Annotated in this window: 20 protein-coding genes and 2 pseudogenes; 14 read left to right on the top strand and 8 right to left on the bottom strand. The window is 56.0% G+C overall.

Annotated elements, in window-relative coordinates; all coding sequences use genetic code 11:
* Position 1: 1 nt before the first annotated feature.
* On the bottom strand, positions 2–1,408 hold the full coding sequence (gene glnA / locus EA797_RS19990) for a glutamate--ammonia ligase (protein ID WP_122168471.1): 1,407 nt from the start codon (positions 1,406–1,408) through the stop codon (positions 2–4).
* Positions 1,409–1,750: 342 nt separating this feature from the next.
* Between glnA and thiI the strand changes: the two genes are divergently transcribed.
* The 12 genes and pseudogenes from thiI to EA797_RS19935 all read left to right on the top strand — a co-directional run bounded on the left by thiI (position 1,751) and on the right by EA797_RS19935 (position 12,100).
* The gene (thiI, locus tag EA797_RS19985) at positions 1,751–3,205 is read left to right on the top strand and encodes a tRNA uracil 4-sulfurtransferase ThiI (protein WP_122168469.1); all 1,455 of its coding nucleotides are present in this window, start codon (positions 1,751–1,753) and stop codon (positions 3,203–3,205) included.
* Between the two features lie 168 nt (positions 3,206–3,373).
* The gene (typA, locus tag EA797_RS19980; protein WP_122168468.1) at positions 3,374–5,194 is read left to right on the top strand and encodes a translational GTPase TypA; all 1,821 of its coding nucleotides are present in this window, start codon (positions 3,374–3,376) and stop codon (positions 5,192–5,194) included.
* Positions 5,195–5,488: 294 nt separating this feature from the next.
* Positions 5,489–5,968, top strand: a pseudogene (locus tag EA797_RS19975) (transposase); the annotation flags it as partial.
* Positions 5,969–6,035: 67 nt separating this feature from the next.
* Entirely contained in the window at positions 6,036–6,359 is a 324-nt protein-coding gene (locus EA797_RS21725; RefSeq protein ID WP_147456827.1) for a hypothetical protein, read from the top strand.
* Between the two features lie 262 nt (positions 6,360–6,621).
* Positions 6,622–6,966, top strand: coding sequence for an osmotically-inducible lipoprotein OsmE (osmE, locus tag EA797_RS19970; RefSeq protein ID WP_122168460.1), 345 nt, complete (start codon positions 6,622–6,624; stop codon positions 6,964–6,966).
* Positions 6,967–7,361: 395 nt separating this feature from the next.
* Positions 7,362–7,775 carry a transposase gene (locus tag EA797_RS22195; protein WP_425275593.1) on the top strand — a complete coding sequence of 138 codons (414 nt, stop codon included), beginning with the start codon at positions 7,362–7,364 and terminating at the stop codon, positions 7,773–7,775.
* Between the two features lie 174 nt (positions 7,776–7,949).
* The gene (locus EA797_RS19960; RefSeq protein WP_122168466.1) at positions 7,950–8,318 is read left to right on the top strand and encodes a CdiA family toxin C-terminal domain-containing protein; all 369 of its coding nucleotides are present in this window, start codon (positions 7,950–7,952) and stop codon (positions 8,316–8,318) included.
* 13 nt (positions 8,319–8,331) lie between these two features.
* Entirely contained in the window at positions 8,332–8,694 is a 363-nt protein-coding gene (gene cdiI / locus EA797_RS19955; protein ID WP_122168631.1) for a ribonuclease toxin immunity protein CdiI, read from the top strand.
* Between the two features lie 639 nt (positions 8,695–9,333).
* The gene (locus tag EA797_RS19950) at positions 9,334–10,023 is read left to right on the top strand and encodes a transposase (protein WP_122168464.1); all 690 of its coding nucleotides are present in this window, start codon (positions 9,334–9,336) and stop codon (positions 10,021–10,023) included.
* A gap of 54 nt (positions 10,024–10,077) precedes the next feature.
* Positions 10,078–10,428: a hypothetical protein gene (locus tag EA797_RS21720; RefSeq protein ID WP_147456826.1), complete on the top strand. Its 351-nt coding sequence runs from the start codon at positions 10,078–10,080 to the stop codon at positions 10,426–10,428.
* Positions 10,429–10,864: 436 nt separating this feature from the next.
* Entirely contained in the window at positions 10,865–11,209 is a 345-nt protein-coding gene (osmE, locus tag EA797_RS19940; RefSeq protein WP_122168460.1) for an osmotically-inducible lipoprotein OsmE, read from the top strand.
* A gap of 189 nt (positions 11,210–11,398) precedes the next feature.
* The gene (locus tag EA797_RS19935; protein ID WP_122168458.1) at positions 11,399–12,100 is read left to right on the top strand and encodes a transposase; all 702 of its coding nucleotides are present in this window, start codon (positions 11,399–11,401) and stop codon (positions 12,098–12,100) included.
* A 90-nt stretch (positions 12,101–12,190) separates the two neighbouring features.
* On the opposite strand, the gene EA797_RS22190 is transcribed toward EA797_RS19935, so the two are convergent.
* Positions 12,191–14,338, bottom strand: coding sequence for an autotransporter domain-containing protein (locus EA797_RS22190; RefSeq protein ID WP_122168456.1), 2,148 nt, complete (start codon positions 14,336–14,338; stop codon positions 12,191–12,193).
* 589 nt (positions 14,339–14,927) lie between these two features.
* On the opposite strand from EA797_RS22190, the gene EA797_RS19925 reads away from it, so the two are divergent.
* On the top strand, positions 14,928–15,389 hold the full coding sequence (locus EA797_RS19925; protein ID WP_122168454.1) for a hypothetical protein: 462 nt from the start codon (positions 14,928–14,930) through the stop codon (positions 15,387–15,389).
* A gap of 79 nt (positions 15,390–15,468) precedes the next feature.
* Here EA797_RS19925 and EA797_RS19920 read toward each other — a convergent pair whose 3' ends face one another.
* The gene (locus EA797_RS19920) at positions 15,469–16,788 is read right to left on the bottom strand and encodes a TldD/PmbA family protein (RefSeq protein ID WP_122168452.1); all 1,320 of its coding nucleotides are present in this window, start codon (positions 16,786–16,788) and stop codon (positions 15,469–15,471) included.
* Positions 16,788–18,230, bottom strand: a complete 1,443-nt coding sequence (locus EA797_RS19915) for a TldD/PmbA family protein (protein ID WP_122168450.1) — start codon at positions 18,228–18,230, stop codon at positions 16,788–16,790. The genes EA797_RS19920 and EA797_RS19915 overlap by 1 nt, the downstream gene beginning before the upstream one ends.
* A 320-nt stretch (positions 18,231–18,550) precedes the next feature.
* Between EA797_RS19915 and EA797_RS19910 the strand changes: the two genes are divergently transcribed.
* On the top strand, positions 18,551–19,522 hold the full coding sequence (locus EA797_RS19910) for an alpha/beta hydrolase (protein ID WP_167468836.1): 972 nt from the start codon (positions 18,551–18,553) through the stop codon (positions 19,520–19,522).
* Between the two features lie 632 nt (positions 19,523–20,154).
* On the opposite strand, the gene EA797_RS19900 is transcribed toward EA797_RS19910, so the two are convergent.
* From EA797_RS19900 to EA797_RS19885, 4 genes and pseudogenes are all read right to left on the bottom strand, one after another.
* Positions 20,155–22,920: a glycoside hydrolase family 104 protein gene (locus EA797_RS19900; RefSeq protein ID WP_244214172.1), complete on the bottom strand. Its 2,766-nt coding sequence runs from the start codon at positions 22,918–22,920 to the stop codon at positions 20,155–20,157.
* Positions 22,921–22,947: 27 nt separating this feature from the next.
* Positions 22,948–23,424 (bottom strand): hypothetical protein, encoded by a 477-nt coding sequence (locus tag EA797_RS19895; protein WP_122168445.1) that lies wholly within the window; start codon positions 23,422–23,424, stop codon positions 22,948–22,950.
* Between the two features lie 8 nt (positions 23,425–23,432).
* The gene (locus tag EA797_RS19890; RefSeq protein ID WP_122168443.1) at positions 23,433–25,493 is read right to left on the bottom strand and encodes a type VI secretion system Vgr family protein; all 2,061 of its coding nucleotides are present in this window, start codon (positions 25,491–25,493) and stop codon (positions 23,433–23,435) included.
* Between the two features lie 20 nt (positions 25,494–25,513).
* A pseudogene (locus EA797_RS19885) lies at positions 25,514–26,002 on the bottom strand (protein kinase domain-containing protein); the annotation flags it as partial.
* Positions 26,003–26,077 lie beyond the last annotated feature (75 nt).

Genomic DNA, 26,077 nt, shown 5'->3' with positions numbered 1-26,077 from the left:
CTTAGACGCTGTAGTACAGATCGTATTCCAGCGGGTGAACGAAGGTACGGACCTTGATTTCTTCCTCGCTCTTCAGCTCGAGGTAGGCATCTATGAAGTCGTCGGAGAACACGCCGCCCTTGGTCAGGAACGCACGGCCCTTGTCGAGTTCTTCCAGGGCTTCCTTCAGGCTGCCGCAAACCTGCGGGATCAGCTTGCCTTCTTCCGGCGGCAGATCGTAGAGGTTCTTGTCAGCAGCATCGCCGGGGTGAATCTTGTTCTGGATGCCGTCCAGGCCAGCCATCAGCAGTGCGGCGAAGCACAGGTAAGGGTTGGCAGCCGGATCCGGGAAGCGTGCTTCGATACGGCGAGCCTTAGGGCTGGAGACGTAAGGAATACGGATCGAGGCAGAACGGTTGCGAGCCGAGTAGGCCAGCATGACCGGTGCTTCAAAGCCTGGGACCAGACGCTTGTAGGAGTTGGTCGCTGGGTTGGTGAAGCCGTTCAGCGCCTTGCCGTGCTTGATGATGCCGCCGATGAAGTACAGAGCGGTCTCGGACAGACCGGCATAGCCTTCGCCAGCGAAGGTGTTCTTGCCGTCCTTGGAGATGGACATGTGGACGTGCATGCCCGAACCGTTGTCACCGTACAGAGGCTTGGGCATGAAGGTCGCGGTCTTGCCATAGGCATCGGCCACGTTATGCACGCAGTACTTCAGGGTCTGAACTTCGTCAGCCTTGTTGACCAGCGTGTTGAACTTGACGCCGATTTCGTTCTGGCCGGCAGTCGCCACTTCGTGGTGATGCACCTCGACAACCAGGCCCATCTCCTCCATGGCGTTGCACATGGCAGTACGGATTTCATGGTCGTGGTCGCACGGTGGAACCGGGAAGTAGCCGCCTTTAACGGCAGGGCGGTGGCCCTTGTTGCCGCCTTCGACGTCCTGATCGGTCATCCAGGAGCCCTGTTCGGAGTAGATCTTGAACATGGAGCCGGAGATATCGGACTTGAATTTAACTTCGTCGAAAATGAAGAATTCAGGCTCAGGGCCGACGAATACAGTGTCGCCGATGCCGGTGGACTTGAGGAATTCCTCGGCGCGCTTGGCAATGGAGCGCGGGTCGCGGTCGTAGCCCTGCATGGTGCTCGGCTCGACGATGTCGCAGACCAGAATCAGAGTCGGCTCTTCGGTAAACGGATCCAGTACCGCGGTTTCATCAACCGGCATCAGGATCATGTCGGAGGCTTCAATGCCTTTCCAGCCATGGATGGACGAGCCGTCGAACATCTTGCCGTGCTCGAAGAAATCATCGTCCTGAGCGTCACGCGCCGGGACGGTCACGTGGTGCTGCTTGCCCTTGGTGTCGGTGAAGCGCAGATCAATCCACTTCACATCGTAATCTTTGATCAGTTGAAGCGACTTCGACATGGTGCTCTCCAAGTGGTGGAAGCGTTGACAGGTTGCTTCCGATATCTAGGGGTGAAGCCGAGCGAGGATACTCCGTCACGGCGACCTGCCTCACAAGGGAGCAAATTGCATGCCAGTGCTCCGAGATGGGTCCAGGCGCTATTTAAAGGCTGTTAGAGCGCCGCTATACCGGTTGTAACCGAAATACGGCACTCGCTCTGCACTATATTGGTGCTTATAAAAAGCTGCTTGTTCCATTTGAGTGCAAACTCCGTCTCACAGATAAAACTGACTAAAGCTTGATCAATTTCCGATATACTCCGCCCCCCTCTTTTCACGCCAGGTTGGCGCCGCGCTGTTTTCATGAAACTGATCGTCAAGGTTTTCCCCGAAATCACCATAAAGAGCCCACCGGTACGCAAGGGCTTCATTCGTCAACTGGCGAAGAACATCCGTACCGTGCTGCGCGACCTCGATCCCGAACTGCGGGTGGAGGGGGTGTGGGACAACGTCGAGGTGGAAACCACGCTCAGTGACGCGAAGACATTGCATCAGATGATCGAGCGCCTGCGCTGCACGCCCGGCATCGCCCATTGCCTGGAAGTGCACGAATATCCGCTAGGCGATCTGGATGACATCTTCGCCAAGTGCAAGGCCCACTACGCCGATCGGCTGAAGGGCAAAATCTTCGCCGTGCGTTGCAAGCGCGCCGGTAAGCACTCGTTCAGCTCGATGGATGTCGAGCGCCATGTCGGCAGCGAGCTTCGTGTTCAGTGCGGCGCCGCGGGTATCTCGCTGAAAGCGCCAGAAATAGAAGTGCGGATGGAAATCCGCGATCAGCGCCTGTTCGTCGTGCACGCACAGCACGACGGAATCGGTGGATACCCCCTTGGCGCGCTCGAGCAGACCCTGGTGCTGATGTCTGGGGGGTTCGATTCTACCGTAGCTGCTTATCAGATGATGCGCCGCGGCCTGATGACTCACTTCTGCTTCTTCAATCTGGGTGGCCGTGCACATGAGCTGGGCGTGATGGAAGTTGCCCACTATTTATGGAAGAAGTACGGCAGCTCCCATCGCGTGCTGTTCATCAGCGTGCCCTTTGAGGAAGTCGTCGGCGAGATCCTGGAAAAGGTCGATAACAGCCAGATGGGCGTCGTGCTAAAACGCATGATGCTGCGCGTCTCGACCCAGATCGCTGAGCGTTTGCATATCGACGCGCTGGTTACCGGTGAGGCCATTTCACAGGTTTCAAGCCAGACGCTGCCGAATCTGTCTGTGATCGACTCAGCCACCGATATGCTGGTGCTGCGTCCGCTAATTGCCAGCCACAAGCAGGACATCATCGATACGGCATTCGAGATCGGCACGGCCGAGTTCGCCAAGAACATGCCGGAGTATTGCGGTGTCATTTCGGTGAACCCGACGACCAAAGCCAAGCGCTATCGGGTCGAGCACGAAGAAAAGCAGTTCGACATGGCTATCCTCGAGCGCGCACTGGCCAATGCTCGGCAGGTTGCGATCGACAGGGTCATCGACGAGTTGGGTCAGGATCTTCAGGTCGAGGAGGTTGCTGAGGCCAGTGCCGGCCAGGTGGTGATCGACATTCGTCATCCTGACCTTAGCGAAGACGAACCTCTGCAACTGCAGGGCATCGAAGTGCAAACACTGCCGTTCTATGCACTGAACAACCGCTTCAAGGAATTGGACGACAATCGCCAGTACCTGCTGTATTGCGATAAAGGTGTCATGAGCCGCCTGCATGCTCATCATTTGCTGAGCGAGGGGCATGTCAATGTGCGCGTTTATCGTCCGAGCTAAACAGCCCGGCCTGCTGGGCGGCAGTATCCGCCACCGCCCTCCCGACCCGCTTCGCGGCTAACTGCCGCGACACGTCGCTAGCGATCTGCCCCCCTTTCACCCGATTTTTCGCGTTGGGCCGCTCGATGCATTTGCTAAGCAGCCCGACCCAACTACGAGACCACTACTGTGATCGATAATCTTCGCAACATCGCCATCATTGCTCACGTTGACCATGGCAAAACCACCCTGGTCGACAAGCTCCTGCGTCAGTCCGGCACCCTGGAGCGCGGCGAGCTCAACGACGAGCGCGTGATGGATTCCAACGACCAGGAAAAAGAGCGCGGGATCACCATCCTGGCCAAGAACACTGCCATTCGCTGGAACGATTACCGCATCAACATCGTCGACACCCCCGGCCACGCCGACTTCGGCGGTGAAGTAGAGCGCGTGATGTCGATGGTCGATTCCGTGCTGCTGCTGGTCGATGCTCAAGACGGCCCGATGCCGCAAACCCGCTTCGTGACCAAAAAGGCGTTCGAAGCCGGCTTGCGTCCGATCGTGGTGATCAACAAGGTCGACCGTCCGGGCGCGCGTCCTGACTGGGTTCTGGACCAGATCTTTGACCTGTTCGACAACCTTGGCGCGACCGAAGAGCAGCTGGACTTCCAGGTCGTCTACGCCTCAGCCCTGAACGGCATCGCCGGTTTGGATCACACCGACATGGCCGAAGACATGACCCCGCTGTACCAGGCGATCGTCGACCACGTGCCGGCACCGAAGGTCGATATCGACGGCCCGTTCCAGATGCAGATCTCTGCCCTGGACTACAACAGCTTCCTCGGCATTATCGGCGTTGGCCGTATCGCCCGTGGTCGCGTCAAGCCGAACACTCCGGTCACTGCAATCGACATGCATGGCAAGAAGCGTAACGGCCGTATCCTCAAGCTGATGGGTCACCACGGTCTGCACCGTGTCGACGTCGAAGAAGCCACTGCCGGCGACATCGTCTGCATCAGCGGTATGGATGAGCTGTTCATCTCCGACACCCTATGCGATCAGAACAACGTCGAAGCCATGAAACCGCTGACCGTCGATGAGCCGACCGTTTCGATGACCTTCCAGGTCAACGATTCACCTTTCTGCGGCAAGGAAGGCAAGTTCGTCACCAGCCGTAACATCAAGGACCGTCTGGACAAGGAGCTGCTGTACAACGTGGCTCTGCGTGTTGAAGAAGGCGACTCGGCAGACAAGTTCAAGGTCTCCGGTCGCGGTGAACTGCACCTGTCGGTACTGATCGAGAACATGCGCCGCGAAGGCTTCGAGATGGGCGTGGGCCGTCCGGAAGTGATCATCCGCGAAGTGGACGGCGTCAAGCACGAGCCGTACGAGAACGTCACCATCGACATTCCTGAAGAAGCGCAGGGCAAAGTCATGGAAGAGATGGGCCTGCGTAAGGGCGACCTGAGCAACATGGTTCCGGATGGCAAAGGCCGTGTGCGCCTTGAGTACAATATCCCGGCCCGTGGCCTGATCGGTTTCCGTAACCAGTTCCTGACCATCACCAACGGCGCAGGCATCCTGACCTCCATCTTCGATCGTTACGACGTGATGAAGTCCGGCCAGATGTCCGGCCGTCAGAACGGCGTACTGGTATCGATCGATACCGGCAAGGCACTGACCTATTCCCTGGAAACGCTACAGGCGCGCGGCAAGCTGTTCGTCGAGCACGGCCAGGAAATCTACAACGGTCAGATCGTCGGCCTGAACAGCCGCGACAACGACATGGGCGTGAACCCCACCAAGGGCAAGAAGCTCGACAACATGCGCGCTTCGGGCAAGGACGAAACCATCGCCCTGGTCCCGCCGGTTCGCTTCACCCTTGAGCAGGCACTGGAATTCATCCAGGACGACGAGCTCTGCGAAGTGACACCGAAGTCGATCCGTCTGCGTAAGAAGATCCTCGACGAAGGCGAGCGTAACCGCGCTGCGAAGAAAGCTAAGAACTGATGTTGGAATAGCTGGTAAAGAAAAGGCGCCTTAGGGCGCCTTTTTTACGCCTGCTATTCGCACACACGTGAGTTATACGCCTCGCTCTAGTTCCCTGCTGAGCTTTGGCTAATTCTGAGAATGTCATTTGTTGGCAGTTTCTCCGCGCGCGCAGGATCGAAGGTAGTTGTCCGGTAGTGGCACACCGGCCATCATCGCCGACTCCGCTTTACCTAACCATGGATGGTTGCGATGCGCCCGCTGTTGTTCGCCTCCGCTAACCTGACGTCTTTCCCAAGGATGGAGAGCGCCGCTATGCCCAGGATGGGCCGTCTTGTTTTGCCAAATTACCCGCACCATGTCGTGCAGCGCGGGCACAACCGTCAGGTCGTGTTTGCCGTTGACGAAGATTACCAGCGATACCTGGCTGATCTGCGTGAGCTGAAGGATGCTTTTGGCGTCAAGGTCTACGCCTACTGCTTGATGATCAACCATGTTCACTTGCTGCTGGCTCCAGGCGATTCGATAGCAGGGCTTGGTCAGTTGATGAAAGCGCTCTCCGCCCGAGCCACACGGCATAGAAATCGGTTTGGAGGCCGGTCTGGAACGCTTTGGGAAAGTCGCTAAAAATCGAGCGTCGTACAGACTGATACTTATCTACTTGCCTGTTCTCGTTATATCGAACTGAACCCCGTCCGAGCACGGATGGAGGTTGACCCAAGCGAATACCGCTGGTCTAGCTTTAACAGAGGAAAAGGGGACAGATTTATTTTTCTAGGCTGGTTGGGCCGGGATAAATAAATCTGTCCCCTTTATCGCTTAGTAGCGGGGCGCTGCCTATAATTATCGAGGGTAGCCTTGAATGAAAAGAGGATTAGTGCCGGGGATGAATTTCAATGGGCGGGAATTTCGTGATGGCGCCATATTCGACTTTAATAGTTGCATTGGTCAAAGTCGAATGTTTTTCATCTTTGGTGTTTCACTTGCTGCTGTCTGGTGGATGCCCGGTTGGTTTCCGTGGGTTCAGGTTTTGGTAGGGGTCGATCCACATAAGTTTTCAGATAGCGAGGTTAGTTTAGGGCGCTTTTGGGCTTTGATTTTTGGTGGGAGCGGAATGGCGCTCTCTCTCCTGAGAATTTTTATTCTGCTGCGTAAGAAATCATTAAAAGAAAAAGCACCAAAGTGAATTGGCGGAAAAAAAGGGGAGAAAAGGGAACAGATTGAACTGACCCTGATTATACGGACACAAGCGAAAAAGGGGGGGCAGATTTATTTTCTAAGTTGGTGAAGGCCTGAATAAATAGCAAGAAAAAGGGGGCAGATTTATTTTCTAGGCTGGTTGGGCCGGAATAAATAAATCTGTCCCCTTCTTTTTGTGTGATGCCAAATCGAACCCTTGGTGCAGCGCCAGACTCCATATGAGGGCAAACCTCATAAGGAAGCTGCACATGTACAAGTCGATTATCGCCTCAGCGTTGACCCTAGCCGCGCTCTCTGGTTGTGCTTACAACGTCGAAAACCCCGTTGATCACGTGACCTACCGTAACGAGCCGCTTGTGGACCAGATCAAGGACGGCATGACCAAGCAGCGCGCGATCGAACTCGGAGGCCCCGCGTCGTCCGAGCACACGCTGTCCGGCAACCGCGGGACCTGTAACGATTACGTGCTCAATCGTGAAGGGAAGCAGCAACCCTACTACGTCGCGTTCGACGTCAACGACCGCGTCATGTCGAAGGGCTTCATGAGCTGCGCTGAGCACGAGCAGAACGTCCGCGAGAAGAGCAGGATGTAAATCAAGGCACCCGTTGTTCAGTCTTGAAATAGGGCTACACCTGCCTTTGAAATAGCAAACGCCCGATGCATCGCATCAAGAGCAAAAAGGGGACAGATTATTTTCCAGTCCCGTTCGTGAGATGCGCTGCAAACCGCTTCTTGCGCCTCCGCTAGCATGACGTCTTTCCAAGGANATACGCCTCGCTCTAGTTCCCTGCTGAGCTTTGGCTAATTCTGAGAATGTCATTTGTTGGCAGTTTCTCCGCGCGCGCAGGATCGAAGGTAGTTGTCCGGTAGTGGCACACCGGCCATCATCGCCGACTCCGCTTTACCTAACCATGGATGGTTGCGATGCGCCCGCTGTTGTTCGCCTCCGCTAACCTGACGTCTTTCCCAAGGATGGAGAGCGCCGCTATGCCCAGGATGGGCCGTCTTGTTTTGCCAAATTACCCGCACCATGTCGTGCAGCGCGGGCACAACCGTCAGGTCGTGTTTGCCGCTGACGAAGATTACCAGCGATACCTGGCTGATCTGCGTGAGCTGAAGGATGCCTTTGGCGTCAAGGTCTACGCCTACTGCTTGATGACCAACCATGTTCACTTGCTGCTGGCNTACCAGCGATACCTGGCTGATCTGCGTGAGCTGAAGGATGCTTTTGGCGTCAAGGTCTACGCCTACTGCTTGATGATCAACCATGTTCACTTGCTGCTGGCTCCAGGCGATTCGATAGCAGGGCTTGGTCAGTTGATGAAAGCGCTCTCCGCCCGAGCCACACGGCATAGAAATCGGTTTGGAGGCCGGTCTGGAACGCTTTGGGAAAGTCGCTAAAAATCGAGCGTCGTACAGACTGATACTTATCTACTTGCCTGTTCTCGTTATATCGAACTGAACCCCGTCCGAGCACGGATGGAGGTTGACCCAAGCGAATACCGCTGGTCTAGCTTTAACAGAGGAAAAGGGGACAGATTTATTTTTCTAGGCTGGTTGGGCCGGGATTAATAAATCTGTCCCCTTTTTACACATAACCAGAATTTTTTCAATCAGGCTGCTACTGCGAATGGCGTGAAGGTACTCAGCGAAACGCCAACCTCAGTTGGAGGGATTACCACAATCAGGTACCAAATACCAGCATATGATCGGGCAGGGAACCTTGATGGGTTTAAAAACAAGGTCTTCGCTAAAACTGTCTATGATCCGAAAGTTTTTACCGATCAGAAAATGCTTGATTTAGGGCAGCAGGCCGCAGCCAGTGGATATAAAGACGCTTTATCTAAAGGGCTGAATCAATATGACTCTGTTGCCGGAGGCGTCACCTTTAGGGTGTATTTAGATAAAGCCGCAGGAAGGGTGAGAGACTTTCATCCGAAGTAAAGGCGAGGTGCTTGTGAAAGAATTGTTTGGACAGCCATACAGCGAGTCAGACCCTTACTGGATCGTTAAAGGCTATTTTGACAGAATGTACAATGATGATTACTTCATTGATGCGGTCGGCTATATCGTGAAACGGTGGGGGTTCAGTACGGATGGGGCGTACTGTAACTTTCCCGATGAAAGTAGTCCGTTTGATGAGGAGCACTTTGAGGGGGTTGAATTTGCTTATGGCAATCCCCCTAAGGATGAAGACACAGTCGTTGCGAGCGAAAAGGTTTGCGCTGAATACATTCGGTTATCTTGTGAAAAATATCTTCAACGCCATCCTGAAGATACTGCGAAAGTAAAGAGACACTTGGATAATCTCTCTTTCTAATTCCGCATAATAAATAGCCTCGGCACTGCCGGGGCTATTTATTTAGAGAAAAAAGAATATTAGGGGACAGGCCACAATTAATATTCGGTAAATCGTGGTCTGTCCCCTATTACGCCTTAGCAAAAGCGGCGAGTTCCATAATTGATGGTGCAAAAGACAGTTCTGACTTTGAACTGCAAATGCGCTTATATGTCGAGCTATGGCCTTTGGTCCTCGGTACGGCTTTCCCAATCCATGTGCTTGATCCCGAGGATAGAGCGCTAGTAAGCCCGATAGTCAATCCACTGGCCGGTGGCAATGCATCAAGCGGTGGCTACAATGCTGGTAAGACAATTATCACTGTCCCGCATACAGGAGGGAGTCAGCTAGACGGACAGCAAGGTGACACGAACTATACGACGCCGGAGCACCAGTTGAATCCGGGGAACATGTATAGTGACTCGGAGATCAAGAATGTATATGACTCGATTCGACAAGCGCCGAAGTTCCCCAGCGGCTTCAAGGAGGCCGTAGGCTGCACTACGAAAAATACGGTAAATAATCCAGATGTTCTAGCCGTAACAATAGGGGACAGACCACGTTTTTCTTAGGTGCTGACGTGGTTGAATAGCAGTTAACTTGAAGGGAAAAGGATTTCCTATGCCACGTCGAGCAAGGCTTTTGGTGCCGGGTGTGCCGTTGCATTTGATACAGCGCGGTAATAATCGCAGCGCTTGTTTCTATGCTGAAGAAGATTATTTATTTTATCTGGACAACCTGAAGCTTCAGGCAGAGCTACATGGCTGCGCTGTTCATGCTTGGTGCTTGATGACCAATCATGTTCATTTGCTAGTCACCCCATTAAAACCTGAAAGCGCCAGCCTTATGATGAAGGGCTTGGGCCAGCGGTTCGTGCAATACATCAATCGAACCTATGACCGTAGCGGTACGCTGTGGGAAGGGCGTTTTAGGTCTTGCTTGCTGCAAGAAGAGGATTACGTGCTTGCATGCTATCGCTACATCGAGATGAACCCTGTACGCGCCGGCATGGTCGAGCATCCCGCCGAGTATCGTTGGTCCAGCTACGGCGCTAACGCGCATGGGTTACCTTCAGCAATCATCGAGGCGAATCCGCTCTATACCCAACTTGGTGAAACGGACGATCTACGAGCTAGTGCCTACCGTGAGCTCTTCAGGTATCAGCTTGATCCTGGCTTGGTTGATCAGATTCGGTCAGCAACCAATGGCAACTATGCCTTGGGCAACGCCCGGTTTGCATCGGAGGTCGAGCAGGCTCTAGGGCGTCGAGCGGTGCGTGGGAGGGCGGGGCGTCCGAAGCGTTCTATGTAGCTAGTTATCGACGCGAAATCGTGGTCTGTCCCCTATTCCAAAGGTGCGAGTGGTTTGGCGAGTTATTTAAACGGAGCAGGTGGTCAGGGCTTTAATCCCGGCCGATATGCGGCAGAGAGAGTTTTTCCTCAATATGGTTCGTTAGTGTATTCGGGAGTAGATATCGCAACCTCTGTATTTGGTGCGACAGTGAAAGTTCCTCTGGCTATGGGCGTTAAGGATGGGCTGGGTCGGCCGAACTCAATATTTGGTGTCATGGAGCGCCAGCTTGACAATCCAACGCTTCTGCCTATCACGGGTGCAAAGCTACCCATGTATACCACCGAAGGACTTTTTATGTTGGACGCTGGCGGTAAATCAATAGATTTTTACAAAAGATATACTGAGAGTAAAAATGAAGAATAGAAATTCAACTCGCTGGCGATCAATTAAGGAAGTTTTTATGGTTTTGTTAATGCTTGCCTCTACGTCTGCATTTTGGAGTTTAATTATTGCGGGTGTAATAAAGATAACTTTTGAACTGAGCGAGCGTGTTGCCGTCCTATACATCGGAGGTGGAATATTTTTTAGTATATTTTTGCTAGGGATTTTTAACTATAAAAAAATTGCTATATATGTGAGGTAAGAGAGCCAATAGGGGGCAGGCCGCGTTTTTTCTTAGATGTTTATTTGGTTGAATAGCAGTTAAAAAGGGGACACGTTAAAAAGTGCGTTAAAAAGGGGACAGATTTATCTTCCGGCCCCTTTTGTCTTTCCTTTTATGTTTTTGTTTGATGCCGAATCGAACCCTTGGCGCAGCGCCAGACTCCATATGAGGGCAAACCTCATAAGGAAGCTGCACATGTACAAGTCGATTATCGCCTCAGCGTTGACCCTAGCCGCGCTCTCTGGTTGTGCTTACAACGTCGAAAACCCCGTTGATCACGTGACCTACCGTAACGAGCCGCTTGTGGACCAGATCAAGGACGGCATGACCAAGCAGCGCGCGATCGAACTCGGAGGCCCCGCGTCGTCCGAGCACACGCTGTCCGGCAACCGCGGGACCTGTAACGATTACGTGCTCAATCGTGAAGGGAAGCAGCAACCCTACTACGTCGCGTTCGACGTCAACGACCGCGTCATGTCGAAGGGCTTCATGAGCTGCGCTGAGCACGAGCAGAACGTCCGCGAGAAGAGCAGGATGTAAATCAAGGCACCCGTTGTTCAGTCTTGAAATAGGGCTACACCTGCCTTTGAAATAGCAAACGCCCGATGCATCGCATCAAGAGCAAAAAGGGGACAGATTATTTTCCAGTCCCGTTCGTGAGATGCGCTGCAAACCGCTTCTTGCGCCTCCGCTAGCATGACGTCTTTCCAAGGAATGGAGAGCGCCGCTATGCCCAGGATGGGCCGTCTTGTTTTGCCGAATTATCCGCACCATGTCGTGCAGCGTGGGCACAACCGTCAGGTTGTGTTTGCCGCTGACGAAGATTACCAGCGATACCTGGCTGATCTGCGTGAGCTGAAGGATGCCTTTGGCGTCAAGGTCTACGCCTACTGCTTGATGACCAACCATGTTCACTTGCTGCTGGCTCCAGGCGATTCGATAGCAGGGCTTGGTCAGTTGACGAAAGCGCTCGCCGCCCGAGCCACACGGTATAGAAATCGGTTGGAAGGCCGGTCTGGAACGCTTTGGGAAAGTCGTTACAAATCGAGCGTCGTACAGACTGAGACTTATCTACTTGCCTGTTCTCGTTATATCGAACTGAACCCCGTCCGAGCACGGATGGTGGTTGACCCAAGCGAATACCGCTGGTCTAGCTTTAGCAGTCACGTAACCGTCGGGCAGTCGACTGAATGGCTGGATACCGATCCTTGCTACTTGGCTTTAGGGAACACTGCACAACAGCGGAGCGAGCGATATCAGGCATTTGTTCGTGGATTAGTATCGCAGGCGGAGCTATCCCTGATCCGTGAGGGTCTCCAGCGCGGCCAGCTGACGGGCAGTAGCCGCTTTGTAGACGAAGTAGAGCGGATTGCCGGGCTGCGGATCGAGCGAAGAGGGCAAGGCAGGCCGCGGGCCTGCACGGGGAAATAAATCTGTCCCCATTTTCCCCAGTCCCCATTTTCCCCAAAACAAAAACGCCCGATCAAAGACCGGGCGTTTTCATCACTCAAGGCTAACGGCTTACAACAACCATTTGTAGTTCAGTGCCAGCCAGTAGTCCGCATCGCCGCCTTCGCTGGTGCCGTTGAGCATGACCGAGCCGACGCCGCCACCCAGTGCCGCCTCTGCCCCGACCGCAGCGCGAACCCAGTTTTGCCGATAGGCCTGGCCCGGAAGTTCAAACGTCGACAGGCCAAGCAGCTCGCCACTTGCGCTGTCGCTTTTATCGTCAAACCGATGCACGCCTTCGAGCCGTCCCAGCAAGCTGACGGTTGGGTTGAAGGTATGCACGGCGTCCATGCCGACGCGGCCGGTTGTGGTTCGCTCGGTGCGGTCGTCCCAACGAACCGGGAAGCCGCCGCCTGTTTCGGTGTAGCCATCGAATTTGACTTCAACGTGACCAACGCTGGTGTAGGGCGTAAATGCGGTGGACGCGACTGTAAACGCATTAAGCCAATCGAGGCGCAGCTTGCCGCCGACGATGGTGATATCCGTTTCGCCGTGCGACTGAACGATGTTGCCAGCGTTGCGGTATCCGCGGTCAATGTCGGCATCGCCTGATGAGTAGAAGCCGCTAACAGTTGCATAGAGCGGAAGCGTGCCCAGCTTGATAATGGCTTCGGGCATCAGGTATGTGCCGCGTAGCTTCGTCTCGCCACCCAGCCCTGTTTCGCTCTCGGCGTAACTGCGTCCGAGCGCAACGTTCAGTTGCACGCCATTTCCGATATTGGTCGCCACGCCTACTTCAAGAGAGCCTTGATCGGCATCGGTATCATCCTGCTGGCCGTAGTCACCGCCGGCCCAGACGCTGTAGCGGCCCTCGGGAACCAGGTTGCGCATCGGGCTGCCATGGGCTCCGTTGAGGATCATATCGGTATTGGCCAGCGCTGCAGCTGGTGCGGCTGCAGTCGCATCAAGGCTGGCGCTGAATTCCTGCAGGTCGATCATCCCGCTCGTTGAGCCACCTGAGCCAGGCTCCCCAGCGCGCGCGATGAAGGTGTGGTCGTTCAGAAGGATACCGGCGACTACCTTTCCGTCATCGCTTACGGCCTCTGCATAGGCGACCTGCGAGGAAGCGGGGTCGATAGCCACGCCATTGGCGTCCAGCCATTGCTCGATGGTCTGCATGCCGGTTGCTTGCGTCCAGCGAAACCCTCTGTTTCGCTGGCCTAGATCGAACTCACCGACCACCACGCTCCCGTCAGCGTTGACGGCAAATGCCCAGGAGCCGCCATCACCAAGCGTTCCCAGATCGCTCATCCCAGAAGTGGCCGTCCAACGGTATGCATGGCTTGCAGTTCCAGTATCACTCGCACCCACTATCGTGGTGCCATCGGAGCTGAGGTTCGAAAAATACGTTCGCGAGCCGCCGAGGGTTCCGATATCGCGCATGGCACTTTCTGTTGTCCAGACGAATGTCCGCGTCTGACTAAGGCTGTTATAGGATTCTCCAGCAACGGTTTTGCCTGAAGCACTGACCGCTTTAGCAACTGTGAAGCTCCCACCCAGCGTGCCCAGATCGCTCATGGTGCCATCAGCCCAGCGAAAAGCGCGAGTACCGCTGCCCATCACGCTGCCGCCCACAACGACAGCGCCATCTGCGCTTGTTGCTAGAGCGTAAGAGTGCGTGCTGCCTGCGAGTGTACCCAGGTCAGCAACCCCTTGGTTTGTCCAGCGAACCGCATGTTGATCGCCGTTAGCCAGTTTGCTGGCGCCTACAATTACTTTTCCGTCGGCACTGATGTCATGCGCAAGCGTCTCTGCGCCACCCAAGCTTGCTAGCGTTTGGATGCCTAGCTCACGCGTCCAGCGAAATGCGGTAGTAGGTCCGCCGGCACTAAGGACAGTCCCGGCTGCGACATTACCGTCAGCGCTGAGGCTGCTGAGTATCGTCCGTTCGCCCGCAACGCTGATGGTTTGAAAGCCGTTCTTCGCTGTCCAGATTCCGCTGTAGTACTGCCCGTCGGATCCGAGTCGGTAAATACTTCCTAAAGTCGTACCGTCCGCACTGAGAAACGTCTCGTCTCCAAGCAGCCCGAGGTCTGTCAACCCGTTAGCCCAAGTCGGACTGGCCGTGATAAGTAGAATGACACTTGCCAAACGTAGATGCCTGAAACCGGCGTTCAACGGTGCTGAATTCCTGCTCGCAATACTCACTCTTCGCTCCATGGTCTGAGACCGCCTGATCAGTTACTGCTTGATACTGCGAAGGGCGCTTGCCGCTTCGAGCACGGCATCCTCTAGGAACCGATAATGTTGCTCAACGGGTTATGGCGTATGGCTTACATATATCTGTGAAGCTGATCACAAGATGGTTTAGGTGCTCGACTGAACGGTGTAATCGCTTTGTTGTCGCTGCCTGGTGGCGTAGTCAAGTTCGAAAAAGGATCAGGTTTTCCTCGATGGGTGTCCCGACCCGAATAGGGTTTACACCCTCTGATCTGTTTTTCAGGAGATGCGATGGAAGCCGCTAAAACGGCGAGACTATTCGCCGATCTTAGTTATCGGTTGGCACCAGCAAGGCTTGCCGTCGTCACTGCACTACTTGGTCAAAGCGAAAGGGAATAGGTTATTTTCTAGGCTGGTTGGCCGAGCAGATAATCTGTTCCATTTTCTGTGGCTGTGAACCGCTGTGAAATCTCCCAGCTTTTGCGAAATGCTGTGGCGCGACTGCACAGTGGCTAATGGCCGCGTGCTAGGGTCAGGGGCGTATGACTTGTCATTGCGGTGTGTCTAACCTCCACAGGAAGCCGAGCCGATGTCGACAGTAACCCCTACCAGCGGCAGCACGACGCCTCAGAACACCTCCACCTCTTTGTTCGACGAGAAATTGAACATTGCCAAGTCGAGCAAGATCATTGCCGACTATCTGCGGCAGGAAGGCAAATCCGCCATCACCGGGCAGGAGCTGGCGAAGCTGGCCGAGAACGGATCGGGCCAGGTCCCGGCAGATGTCTCGGCTGCGGCCCAGTATCTGCAGCGTCACCCGGACGTCTTCACCGCTATAGAGACCCATGATGTCGCCGGAGCCGACAGCCTGTCTGGCGTCTGGAACTTCGACTGGGCTGCTGACGGCGGCTTGAAAGGTACTTCGACAGAAGCCATCGCTAAGATGCAGGACGTGTTCGACTTCGCCATCGAGAAGTCTGCAAGGGTCACCGAAGTTACCACCGCCAAGAAGGCCGAGCTGGATTCGACCAAGCAGCGCGCCAGTAACTGACGTCGTACCCTGCCCCATCCTGAACCGACCTGCTCGAGTTGCTTGGTAATCCGAGCTGGGGCTATCGGGCAAGGTCGCCCTACAAGGTCAAGGTAAACCGCGACAGCAACGCACCCGGCAGCGCCATTGAGCCGGTTTGCCGGGCGCCATAGGTGCTATTGGGCAGCAGCAACTCCGGCTCGCGGGTCAGGGCTTCAAGGTTGGGGCCGAGGAAATCGAACAGTGAATCGTCGAAGCGCATGGTATTGATCGGCGCCTGGATACGGCCATCCTCTACCCAAAAGGTAGCGAAGCGAGTCATGCCGGTCAGGCGCCCGGCCGGGAGGTCGGAGAAGTTGCCGTACCACAGGTTGCCTATATACAGCCCGGTACCGAGGCGCCCGAGAATCTCGCGCTCGTCCAGTTCGCCACCATACATGCGTAGTGACAGCGGGTATTCACCGCTTCCCGCACCATTGGCGAGCAGCCCGTATTCGGCGGCGCTGCGTGAGCTGACCAAGCGCTCGCCGGGTTGCCCTGCGCTCAGCAGCCGCAACGGTTGGCGCGGCCCCTCACGCGTGAATGCCGGTGCCAGGCCGCCCTCTATGCGCTCTTCCAGGGTTACCTTGTTGCTGAGGCTTGCGCTGCCGGCGAACAGTCGCTGCAAGGGGCTGCCGCCGGTGGCCAGCGCCTGGGCGGAAAAACCCCAGGCGAACAGACCGAACAATTCTTCCAGCGCCGCGGGCGTCAGGTACGCGCGATAGGCACCGGGTTGCAGCTTGTGGGCCGGCTTGCCCAGGTGCTCGAGTTGCTCACGGGCGAAGGCGAGTTTGCTGGCGAAGGCCTGAGCGTCCCAGCGTTCTCCGGCGTAATTGCTCTTCACCGCCTGACCGTTCTCATGGAACAGGCTGAATTCGAAGTTGAAGCTGCTCGCCGCATGCCAGCCGAACGCGCCCCAGGAGCTGGCAAAGCCCTGGTATTGGGGGCCAGCAGCATAGAAACCGACAAGATCCAGTCCGGCCGACGCTTCGACGATTTGGCTGATGGCGGCGGCGCTGTCCTGAGTCGCCACTCCAGCAGCCGTTTCGCTGCGCCACGCCTCACGATTCAGGCGCAGGTATGGGTCATCGGCCAGCGTCGGCAGTACCGTACGCAGTCTTTGCAGGGACTGGTCGAGGCGTAGCTGGTCATCCTCGGACACTCCGCTCAGGGCCAGCTCGAACTCTCCGTGCCGCTCGCCTTGATACAGCGCAAGGGTGGCGTATGCCTGCTGCACCTTGCCGGCCTGGCGCACGCGGGCATGATTGAAGCGTATGAAGTCCGAGGCCTCGGCCTGATATTCCAGCGTGAAGCCTTCGCCAGCCTGCATCTGGTTTTCAAGGTGGCCGAGCAGCGCCTCGAAGTGTCGACGTGCGTCCATCAGGCGGCCCCTCCAAATACATCGATATCGGCGAACACGCAGGCCGGCGTGGCATGGCCGACGCGGATTACCTGGTTGGGTTCGCCCTTGCCGCAATAAGGCGTGCCCAGCATTTCGAAGGTGCTGGCATCACCGAGTCCCTTGAGGTTGCGCCAGAACCGCTCGGAGATGCCGCGATAATTGGGGTTCTTCACCACGGTCTTCAGTTCGCCGTCCTCGATCAATTGGCCCCACTCGCAGCCGAACTGGAACTTGTTGCGCGCATCGTCGATCGACCAGGAGCGATTGTTGCTCATCAGAATGCCGCGCTCGATGCTACCGATCAGCTCGTCCAGCGCTTTCGTGCCCGGCTCGATATTGAGATTTGCCATGCGATCGAGCGTCGGCCGGTTCCAACTGCAGGCGCGGCTGTTGGCGACACCGTCCAGGCCGCTGCGCCACTGCGACAGCGCCCCACCGAGCGGTCGCTGCAGCACGCCCTCGCGGATCAGGTATTCGCGCTGCGCCGGGGTGCCGTCGTCGTCATGGCGGTAGCTGGCCAGCTCGCCGGAAACCGTCGGGTCGAAGGTGACGTTGAGCAGTGGCGAGCCGTACTGATAGCTGCCGAAATCGTCCTGGCGGATAAAGCTGGTGCCGGCGAAGTTGCGCTCGTCGCCTAGGATGCGATCCAGCTCCAGCGGGTGGCCGATGGATTCGTGGATCTGCAGGATCATCTGGTCCGGCGTCAACAGCAAGTCTCGGTGCCCGCTCGGCGTATTGGGCGCCAGCAGCAGTTGCAGTGCCTCGTCGGCGATACGGCTGGCGGTGCCGACCAGCCCCAGGTGATCGATCACCTCGGAGCTGCCCTGACGAGCCAGGTGCATGCCGCCGAAGCTTCGGTGCTGGCTGTCCGCGCCATCGCTGGCGGTCACGCCCAGTTGCGGGAACACGTAACGCTGGGCACGCCGCAAACGGGCACCGACGCTGTTGAGGTAGATCTGCTCGGTTGCAGTGAAAGTCAGCCCCGCATACCAGTCCACCATGCGCTCATCCGCCGGCACCCGCGCAGACTCCGCAGCAAGTAGCTCGTACCAATGCGCTGGGCTGGCCAAGCTTTGCTCATAGCCCGGCATCACGTCATCGGCCTGCTCATGGGGTACGGGCAGCTCCTGCATATCCAGCAGGTTGCGACCGGCCAGTTGGCGGACAAGATGCTCGGCCTGGTCGAGCGCCACCTGCAATCCCGCCTGGCTGAGATCGCTGGTCGCCGCATAGGCCTCCACCCCGGCGATACGCACACTGAGCATGGCGCCGGCATCGTCGGTGAACGACGGCGCCAGCGCCACGTTGCGGCGCACCCAGTAGCGCTCGGTGGTTTCGCGTATATGGCGCAATGACCAGAAGTCGGCCGTCGAATGCAAGGCGGCGAAGCGGCGTTGCAGCGTTTCGCTGAAGGTGAACATGGGATCCCTCTAGCTGAAGGCAAAGGGGGAGTATGGGAACAACGTTGGGAGCGGATCAACAGTGGGCAGTGTGGCGGTGCTCGGCATGCGGAGCGTGCGCTCCCTCAGCGAGGGAGAAGAGGGCTGATTTCATTCGTGAGGCAAGCGAAGCATCATCAGGCAAACCGCTTCTTGTACAGCAGTGCAGGGTGGGCTCCAGCCCACCAGATTGACACCCATCGGTACACTCTCAGCAGTCATCACGGCTCACTCGCTCGCCCGCTGACTTGGCGAAACCGCCGATATGTGTGGTCGTGTAATCCATAGAACGGAGCATGAAGTTGGATATCAATGAACGCTGGCCGGCCAGGAAAGACATCGAGCAAGTGCTGCGCTTCAACCGGAAGCTTGTCCGCTTACCGCGCTTTCGAATCCGCAATCGCATAACGCCCCGTGTGATCCAGGCGTTATTGCGGGCCAGCCAGATCGGCGGGGCGAACAAGTTGCGTAAGCATGGGCTTGAGGCTGAAAGCCGTGTGGTGGGTTTGCCCGGCGCGCCCGTGTCCGTACGAATCATCAGGCCGAGAGGAAAATCCAAAGGCGTGGTGCTGGACTTCCACGGCGGCGGATGGGTTATCGGCAATGCCCAGATGAATGACGACATGAACATTGCCATCGTCGATGCGTGCAACGTTACGGTCGTCTCGGTCGATTATCGGCTGGCCGTGTCGACGCCTGTTGAGGGTCTGATGGAAGACTGTCTATCTGCTGCGCGTTGGCTACTGAGCGATAGCTGTGAAGAGTTCGCGGATCTACCCGTAGTCGTCGTGGGGGAGTCGGCCGGCGGGCATCTTGCCGCTGCTACCTTGCTCGCACTGAAACGCTGGCCTGACTTGCTTAAACGCGTGCGGGGCACAGTTCTGTATTACGGCGTCTACGATTTGACCGGAACGGCCAGCGTTCGCACAGCACCGCCTGAGACGCTTGTGCTGGATGGGCCGGGAATGGTTGAAGCGTTTCGCATGCTCACGCCAGGCATGACCGACCAGCAACGCAAGCAGCCGCCCTTGTCGCCCCTGTATGGTGAATTTGAGGGATTGCCGCCCGCGCTCATGTTTGCTGGTGAACTGGATCCACTCCGAGACGACACCCTCGACATCGCTGCTCGGTGGAATACCTCGGCGGCTGTCGAGGTGCACCTGCTGCCCCATTGCCCGCACGGTTTCATTCATTTCCCGACGAGGATGGCCGCCGGCGTTCTTGCATACAGTAGGGCGTGGATATCGAGTCGACTTGGTGAAGCGGCTGATTGAGAAAAAGCCGGAATGGTGAGATGCACAAGCCAAGATTTAAAGATCTGCGTGCCGATGTCCGCTTGATGCTGCTAAGTATTGGTTTCAATAATCGCGTTAATGCTGCCATCGCCTAATCATGTAAGTATTGGACCCTGTTTGTTTGATGTTAGGTTAGTGGTCGTTGCACTTGGCGAAAGTGTCACTCTTCGTTGTAAGAAAGTCCGCCTCATTGGTCCAGGTTCGAGCTTTCAAACTCTCGTCATAGAAGCCTAGCCATTCTACTTTCGATATGTTTTCAGTGATCATCATCATCTTTGCAATGGGGATTTTCTTTGAGAAATCATCCCAGTTTAACATCATGCCACCTCTTCCTAGGTCCTCTGGAGCTTGTAAATTAATAATTAACGTGTCGCCCTTTAAAACTCCGGCGGAACTTACGTATATCTGATTTAAGTTTACCTCGATTATAATGTTTTCGTTATCGATTATTTTTATTCCACTGAGTTTGTCGCAGTCTGGGGACCATCTTCCTTGAAAATTGATGGGCTTCGGCGATTGAATTTGAATGTTAGAGCTTTGATATGAAGCCATAGAGCAACTTGCTGCGGAAAAAAAAGCTACGGTAAATACAGTGAATCTCAAGGTTCTCATTAGTATCCAAATTCCTTTAGAAATCCTTTTTTGAGGTGAAGGTCTGTGATGCCTTCTAATTCCTCTTCGAGAAACTTATCATAGTTGGCGATGGCGTCATCCATGGTCTCGATGGGCTGACTATACCGGCCTGGGGGAAGGCTAGCCCACTCCCAGCTGCTGTTCTCTATTGCTTCTCTAGTTTTACCGGCGATAACTAAATCCAAAGTTTCTCCTCTAACTTTGAATTTTAGTAACGCTACGCAAAACTTATCTTGGGACTCTGGGGTGAAATCATGGATGTTCAGCCTGTTCCTGAATTTCATAACGGATTTGTCTGTCCATGTATAACCCATAACCTGATATGCGCCAGCGGCTGAAGATGTGTAGCCACTTTTTTTGATTTTTATTTGTGGGTGATCAGAGAATGTTTTGCCGTAGTCTCTTATAAAAGATGAGCCTCCAAACAGTTTTTCATACCCAGTATCCCCTTCGGTTCCTTCTCCAACTCGTACCATTCGTAAAAATGCACGAACTCTTAGTTCACCGAGATCGGCGGGGTCGGGATTGATCAATGCCATTGGGTGAAAATGCCAAGCTAAACCATCTGAATTAATTCCGTGCTGGCCAGCTAGCACCGTCCACCAAGATAAAGCCTTTATCCTTAGTTTTTCCGTAACCCAATCCAGATTGGGGTCATCCGGACTGTGCCCCATAAGCTCATCGAGCTCGTCCCAACGCGTAGCATTCCAGAACCACTCACTTTCATGCCGCGTAATGAGTTGCGAGATGGATTGAGCGTGCCAAGGCTTTTCCAGAGCTGCCTGAATCTCTGCGGATGTCATCTTGCCGTCCCGGTTGGTGTCAATGATGTCGTAGAGACGGCTGCGTACAGGGCCTTTGTCGCTCTGGTCAATAGCGGCCTGGTAGCGGGCCTTCTCGTCGGCAGACAGGCGGCGAGCCGAGTTGAGGTAATAGGCCAGCCCGGAACTGGGGGTATCAGTATCCTCAAGGAAGTCGAAGCCTTCCCATTCCCAGGGACTGTGACGGGTGGTGATCAGGTCCTGTTCCAGTAGCCAGCCACTGACGGGTCGGCCATTCTTGTCGGCTAGCAGGTCATCGAGTCGCCACCAAATGGTCTTGGGCGAGTAGCCGGTTGTTTTGTTACTCGTAGGAGTCTTGATCTTGGCTTCGGTTGGAAGCGCATCTAGGAGACTTTGCGGCAGGATCAGGTCGACGCCGATCTCGCTTCCCTCTTCATTTTGATTCGGAGGGTTTTCGCTATTGATGTCCTCCCGGTGAGGGATCAACTTGCTGGCACCTGCATGAATTTTGAGCAGGGATTTTTTCTCATCGGGCAGATTTTTCGCCCATTTGCGGCATTCACTTATGAACGCTGGCACATCTTCACAACTGAAAACTTCCAGATGCAGTAGCTCATGAGGTGAATTGTGGCTCTGATTTTGGTACTTGCCTAAATGGCCGATCAGGCCACCGGTCTTGATGGGCACGGGTGGATCAAGAAGCACCACGGAGTCCAGCGCCTGGGGTTTCGATTGGGCCGTCAGAAAGGAAGAAGAGACATAGCCAGGCATAGACCCATCTACCTGTGGCGTCAGCGCCGGCTCGTTGTTGCCGCTAATCACCTGTTCGAGCTTGAGAAACACACCTTCGCCCGATGCGCGGATCTGGGCGCCTTTACTAAGCTTGCCCACGACAGCTGAGTTCATCCGGGCTTCCGCTCTGACGTTGAGTTCGCCGCTGCCGGTACTAACGGTATACACACCAGAAGCCCAGAACGATGGTCGCTCCAGCTTCTCGTCTTGGCGATATTCTTTCCAGCACTTGAGGTGCATGTACAGGCTGAAGATTGTCAGCGCCGGCGGATTTGCGTGATCCTCGGTATTGGAGACCTTGGCCTGAAGAGTGTGTTTAACCAGCACGAAGCCCGTGGAAAACGGGGCTCTTATCTGGAGCGGCAAATTGCCGGCGTAGGTGCTGAGTGGATATTCGTCGTCGATCCGATAAGCGATCACTTCGCCATGGGTGATGCAGTTGACGCGGCTCTGATCGAAGGCGCCGGATGTGCCCTCGTCGAAGTGAATGCCGCCATGCCACAGCCCGTTCCCGCCGATGGGGTAGAACCCTGCCTGGGCCTTGCATAGGGCGGCCAGTGGTTGTAACGGATGGCCTGCTAATGGTTTGCACGGGTAGCACCAGTCCCCTATGGCTGCGTCTTCGCTGCCATTAACCGCGGTTTTTGGCGTTTTGTCATTAGGATGCAGGGTGCCGTCGACTATGTCCGCGATATAGCGCTTGAAGGCGCTTTCCTCGAGTTCAGCATGAACGTGAATGGCGTAGCGCTGCCCGCCTACCCTGTCAGTTCCGGCTTGTAGGCCAACATGCTGGCCGTAAGTAACCGCATCGCCATCGTTGACTTTGAATGTCGGATGAAGATGTAGGATCTGCCCGAGCAGCTGCCCGTTGCTCGGGGAGTCATAAATCTGCAGCGTGCCGTAAGACCTGTCGGTCCTGGCGTAGCCGGCCAACGGGCTGGGGACTGGGATGGATTGGTTGCTGCCATCCACAAGCAACACGAAATCCTTCTTGATGAGCGTGCGGCCACCGACATAGCGCACCTCTTCGAGCTGCCCATTTATGGTCTCGTAGTCGCGGTTTGGCTCACGCCCTGAGGAAGGGTGATGTTTGGCGAGGTCTTCGTAGCGGAACACATCCTCGATGCGGTTTCCGACACTTTCAACAATTTTGTAGCGACGTCCTGTCATGTTCATTCCTTGGTTGTAGTCGTGCGCTTAGAGGCCGCAGGCCGCTCCGAAGGTCTTGTGGATCGCTGTTTTGCCTTGTAATACAAAGGCAAGGTCAACGTGCCGGTCGCCCGACTCGTTGTACTCCGAATAATTGAACTGGCGGACTATGGTGAGGGTGGCAGTCATGCCATCAGCCGCGTAACCCGTATGGGTTTCAGACATGTCGGTCTGTTGCAGTTGTTGAACGGTACCGGCAGTTTTCACGAACAACATTTCATCTATCTCAACAGCAATTGGCAGGGCGTCACGTATAGCCCGATAGTGGTCATCGGCTGGAACCAGTGCGCAGCGGTAATTCTCGATACCGCCTGTTTCCTGATACCGAGTGAGGGCTTCCTGATAAGTGATTGGTTCGAGTTCGAGCGCGGAGCAGCCAACCAGATACCCGCAGGACAGGACGAACAGGAGGACCTGGCGTGCAGGGTGGTGAAAGGGGCGACGGTACTTGAAGTTGATAATCATCGTTTGGTTCAGCCTGAAAAATTCATCATTCTTTTGACTTTCTGTTTTGGCTTGACCGGACTGGCGGACGCTTGCTCCAACAGCCTCCCGGCCTTATCCCTATCGGCCACTCCCGGCAACACCGGTGATTTGATCTTGATCCCCGAGCCCTTGCCCGGCGCGCCGCCGGCGTTGATTCGTACCAGCGGGCCGGAGACGGTGATGCTGCCTGGGTCGAGCTTGATGAAGCTGCCGCCGGCCTTGAGGGTCAGTTCGATGCCGGCTTCGATGACCATCTTCTGGCCAGCCTTGAGATGGATCTCGCGGCCGGCTTTGGTCAGCTGGGCGGTGCCGAGCTTGATGTGCTGGGTCTGGCCGACGGTGAGGTGGTCGTCGGGTTTGACTTCCACCTTGCGGTCGCCGGCGACGATGAGATGTTCCTCAGCTTTGAGGTCGCTGTAGCTGTTGGCTTCCACCGTGTCGTGGCGTTCGTGGCCGACGCGGATCTTCTGGTCGTGCTCGATATTCTCGTCCCAGTCGCGCTGGGCATGGATGTAGATCTGCTCGGCGCCCTTGCGGTCTTCGATGCGCAGCTCGTTGTAGCCGCCACCGCCGGGTGAGCTGAGCGTCTTGAAGACGCTACGGGTCTTGTTGGCTGGCAGGTCGTAGGGGACCTGATGCTCCTTGTGGTACAGGCAGCCGGTGACCAGTGGTTGATCCGGGTCCCTTTCCAGAAAAGTGACCAACACTTCCATGCCGACCCGAGGAATGGCGATGCCGCCGTAGCGGTCGCCCGCCCAGCTTGAAGTCACGCGTAGCCAGCAGCTGCTCTTGTCATCAGCCTGTCCTACACGGTCCCAGAAAAACTGGACTTTGATACGCCCGTATTCATCACAGTGGATCTCTTCGCCAGCGGGCCCGGTGACCACGGCGGTCTGGTTACCCAGCACGCGCGGTTTAGGATGGAGCAGGGGTGGGCGAAACGGAACGTTCCACGGGGTGGCGGTAAAACGGTTGCGGTAGCCCTGCCGAAAATCACCGGCAGCGTGCTCCATGTGAGCTGACGGATTGGTTACCGACTCTTCCAGAACCTGCGGTTGCTTGCCCTCATGATTCACCTCGGTGAGCAACCAGAGGTCGTTCCATTCCTGACGCGGGTGGTCGGAAATCGCAAGCAGATGACCGCTGATCAATCTGGGCTGGTCGCTGCTGGCTTCCGCCAGGCGATAGTCCGAGCGATGTCGCTCCAGGGCGCGTTGGGACAGGTGCTTGCCCCTTGCGCGATCGGTGAAACGACCAGGGTAGTCATAGTCTTCCAGGTCCGGCTCTGACGGGGTTTCGCTGTTGGCTGGCTGGCCGTTGTGGGTGGCCCCCATGACCAGACGCGGCTGCTCGAAGTCGTAATCGCGACGGCTGACTCGACTGGTGCGGGTTTCCAGGCGGACGGCGAAGCGCTTGATCACCGGTTCGTCAGCAACTAGCCCACTGTCCTGCAGATAGGCGGTGGGCTGGCCGAGTTTGGGGAAGCTGGTCTGGTCGTCGCCAAACACCAGCACATGGCCTCGCTCGCTGTGCTCGAAGTGATAGTGAATACCTTCTTCTTCGCACAGACGCTGGATGAAGTGCAGGTCGGTCTCGTCGTACTGGGTGCAGTAATCACGCTCCGGATAGACCACTGGTCCGAGCTGAAAACGATAGGCGTCCGCTTGGATGCCGTGACTGTCGAGTACCTGAGCAATGATCTGCGGTACGGTCAGGTGTTGGAAGATGCGTTGGTCGGTGCGATGCGCCAGATAGGCTAACTGCGGGACGATGGCCAGCTGGTAGCGTGTCAGGCGCTTGCCCGACTCGCGCTGGGCGACGCGGTAGATCAATCCATGAATACCGTTACCGGTCGGCGATAGCGTCAGGAAAGCTGGTTGATGCAGCAGGCTCTGGAGATCCAGATCAGGGCGCTCGCTGACCAGCTCCAGGTCGAAGTGGAAGGGCTGGCTGATGGCCTCGCGACCGGTGAAGGCGAGCACCTGCAGGTCATGCTCGATACCTTCGATAGTGAGGCTGAAATGGGTGTCATTGGCCGCGTTGAACATAGCGCTTCCTTGTTCTCATATCATCCATGGGTACGCCCGAACCAGCGCTGCAGGCGGCTGGGTGCGGGGCGACGAAAAATGTTCAGCAGGTCGGCGACGCTGGTCGTACGCTTGTCGCTATCGAACGCCAGTGCGGAGCGCAGTGCTGGCCACCCGTGGGTCGGGAAAGTAGCAGGGCACCGCAACTCTTTGTCGAGGGCCACGGTCTTGGCCTGCTTGGCGCTCAATCGTCGAAAGGGGTGCTGGCCACTCGCAAGTTCGAACAGCAGGCAGGCAAGCGCGTAGACATCGCTGGCGGCGCAGGGCTCGGCGCCGTCCAGTAGCTCTGGTGCGGCATAGCGTGTGGTCCACGCCTTGAAACGGTTGCGCGACAACCGCGGCAGCGTTCTGAGAATTCCGTCGATGGGCTGACCTAGCCCGTAATCGAAGAGGCGTAGGCCATCCTCGGCAAGTATCACGTTGCTCGGCTTGAGATCGCCGTGGATGACACCTCGGCTATACGTGCATGCTCATATTAAAGAAGCCTAATTTCTAAAGAGGCAAAAAAGGCGTTGACGTGAGAATTGCAGTGCCTATAATGCGCA

The sequence above is a fragment of the Stutzerimonas zhaodongensis genome, from assembly GCF_003696365.1.
GTDB classification, from domain to species: domain Bacteria; phylum Pseudomonadota; class Gammaproteobacteria; order Pseudomonadales; family Pseudomonadaceae; genus Stutzerimonas; species Stutzerimonas zhaodongensis.
The sequence above is the reverse complement of the archived record's forward strand: the minus strand, read 5'-3'. Positions and strand labels throughout refer to the sequence as shown.